This is a genomic window from Salinimicrobium gaetbulicola (assembly GCF_042676025.1).
Lineage (GTDB): Bacteria > Bacteroidota > Bacteroidia > Flavobacteriales > Flavobacteriaceae > Salinimicrobium > Salinimicrobium gaetbulicola.
In genome coordinates this window covers 1-828 of record NZ_JBHTJP010000022.1, presented here as the reverse complement: position 1 = coordinate 828, position 828 = coordinate 1, and the positions used below count along the sequence as shown (strand labels likewise).

Sequence of the window (828 nt, the reverse complement as noted above, 5' to 3'; positions counted from 1 at the left end):
ACGTTGTGGGCAATTAATAACAACCGAAGTTCAAATCTCTTCTTAATGTCTAACATAACTTGATAATAAAATGTAATTATGACTGAATTTTGGGAATCTGCCTATCAAAGTAATCAAAGAATGTGGGGAGAGAACCCTTCTGACAATGCACGGAAAGTACTTAAAGTAATGCAGAAACGTAATATCAGAAATGTATTAATTCCAGGATTTGGATATGGAAGAAATGCAAAGGTGTTTTACGACAAAGGAATTGATGTTACTGGAATTGAAATATCTAAAACAGCTATTGAAAGGGCTCGGAAATATTTTGAAAGTGATGTGACAATTCACTATGGTTCTGTTACCGATATGCCATTTGATAAAACTCAATATGAATCAATCTATTGTTATTCACTTATTCATCTTCTTAACAAAGCCGACAGATTAAAACTAATTAATGACTGTTATTCACAATTGAAAGATAACGGTTTAATGATTTTTGTGGCATTGTCGATAAACGATAAGCGATTTGGATTGGGCGAAAAATTAGAAAGAAACACCTTCCGGTCGCCACAAGGACTAAACCTTTACTTTTATGATGAAGAGTCAATTATAGACGAGTTTGGTCATTATAACATTGTAGAAGCGAAGGAAGTTAACGAACCTGAGGAAAATCCAAATGAAACACATTGGATGATAATGTGTGAGAAATAACTGCCCACAACATCGGTTAACGAGCAAATAGCTGTAGACCCATCTAAAATGACATTTTTGACTACCTTTAAAACGATAACTTAACCGACAAATACGTTTCCCAAGTCCGCTACTTGCGTTAACCGGAGACGTTGT

Annotated in this window: 1 protein-coding gene; it reads left to right on the top strand. The window is 34.7% G+C overall.

Annotation, left to right across the window (positions count from 1 at the left end):
- Nucleotides 1-78 precede the first annotated feature (78 nt).
- Nucleotides 79-693 (top strand): class I SAM-dependent methyltransferase, encoded by a 615-nt coding sequence (locus ACFQ1G_RS01335; RefSeq protein WP_380736438.1) that lies wholly within the window; start codon nucleotides 79-81, stop codon nucleotides 691-693.
- Nucleotides 694-828 lie beyond the last annotated feature (135 nt).